We start from the raw sequence: 1637 nt of genomic DNA, 5'->3' as shown, positions 1-1637 counted from the left end.
CCCCAGCGGCGCCCCCGTCGGCTCCAGCAGCCCCCGCCCCGCCTTCACCAGACGCTCCGGGCCCTCGTAGACGCCCCAGTCCAGATCGTCGTCCGCCAGCAGCACCGGCAGCAGCACCCGCACCCCCGCGGCGCGCAGCCCGTCGAGCAGCTCCCGCGTGGACGGCTCGCGCCCCACCGACACATACGCCGCGACGGTGCGCGCCCCCGCCACCTCGGGCAGCGCCAGCGCCCGCCGGGCCAGCTCCGGGCCCGCCCCCGCCAGGACCGCGGACGGCAGCGCGTTCCGCGTCCGCAGAAGATCCCGGCGCAACCTGAGCTTTCTCTCGTGGTCCGTGCTCACCGTGTGCTCTTGCTCCCCACTCGTGCCGAAAGGGCCGGTACCCTCATGATCTCTCCGGATGGGCCGGTTATCGTTCTGCGCATGACTCCATCGCATACCCGGATCAGCAAGGCTGTCATCCCGGCGGCCGGCCTCGGAACCCGGTTCCTCCCGGCGACCAAGGCCACTCCCAAGGAGATGCTCCCGGTCGTCGACAAGCCCGCCATCCAGTACGTGGTGGAAGAGGCCGCGGCGGCCGGTCTCGCCGACGTCCTCATGGTCACCGGCCGCAACAAGCGTCCCCTTGAGGACCATTTCGACCGCAACCACGAGCTGGAGGAGGCCCTCGACCGCAAGGGCGACGCCTCCCGCCTCGCCAAGGTCCAGGAATCCAGCGACCTGGCGACCATCCACTACGTCCGCCAGGGCGACCCCAAGGGCCTCGGCCACGCCGTGCTGTGCGCCGCCCCGCACGTCGGCGACCAGCCCTTCGCCGTCCTCCTCGGCGACGACCTCATCGACCCCCGCGACCCGCTGCTCCAGCGCATGATCGAGGTCCAGGAGCAGTATGGCGGCTCCGTGATCGCCCTCATGGAGGTCGACCCCGCGCAGATCCACCTCTACGGCTGCGCCGCCGCCGCGCCCACCGGCGACGACGACGTGGTCACCGTCTCCGACCTGGTCGAGAAGCCCGCGCCGTCGGAGGCCCCCTCCAACCTCGCCATCATCGGCCGCTACGTCCTCGACCCGGCCGTCTTCGAGGTGCTGCGCAAGACCGACCCGGGCCGCGGCGGCGAGATCCAGCTCACCGACGCCCTCCAGGCCCTGGCCGCCGACCCGTCCCTGGGCGGACCGGTGCACGGCGTGGTCTTCAAGGGCCGCCGCTATGACACCGGTGACCGCGGCGACTACCTGCGTGCCATCGTCAGGCTGGCGTGCGAACGTGAGGACCTGGGCCCGGACTTCCGGACCTGGCTGCGGAATTACGTCACCGAGGAGATGTAGGACAGTGAGCGACACCACCGACCGGACCGTCCACCCGCAGCGCGTCTGGTCGGTGGACGACCACCGCGACGACATCCTCGCCCGGCTCCGCCCCCTGGAGCCGATCGAGATGCAACTCCTCGACGCCCAGGGCTGCGTCCTGGTGGAGGACATCACCGTCCCGGTGGCGCTCCCGCCCTTCGACAACAGCTCCATGGACGGCTACGCGGTCCGCGTCGCCGATGTCGCGGACGCCACCGGCGACGCCCCCGCGACCCTCACCGTCATCGGGGACATCGCCGCGGGCAGCGACGCACTCCCCGCCGTCGGGC

At 72.0% G+C, this 1637-nt stretch carries 2 protein-coding genes and 1 pseudogene; 2 read left to right on the top strand and 1 reads right to left on the bottom strand.

Going from position 1 to position 1637, the window contains the following annotated elements; translation table 11 throughout:
- On the bottom strand, positions 1 to 342 hold a 342-nt coding region (locus AC51EU_RS30320), incomplete at its 3' end, for a 5-formyltetrahydrofolate cyclo-ligase (RefSeq protein ID WP_496270296.1).
- An 81-nt stretch (positions 343 to 423) separates the two neighbouring features.
- Between AC51EU_RS30320 and galU the strand changes: the two genes are divergently transcribed.
- Both galU and AC51EU_RS30310 read left to right on the top strand, forming a co-directional pair.
- The gene (gene galU, locus AC51EU_RS30315; protein ID WP_496270295.1) at positions 424 to 1326 is read left to right on the top strand and encodes a UTP--glucose-1-phosphate uridylyltransferase GalU; all 903 of its coding nucleotides are present in this window, start codon (positions 424 to 426) and stop codon (positions 1324 to 1326) included.
- 4 nt (positions 1327 to 1330) lie between these two features.
- Positions 1331 to 1637, top strand: a pseudogene (locus AC51EU_RS30310) (gephyrin-like molybdotransferase Glp); the annotation flags it as partial.

It is taken from the genome of Candidatus Streptomyces philanthi (genome assembly GCF_059553635.1).
This window is presented reverse-complemented; position numbering and strand designations above follow the sequence as displayed.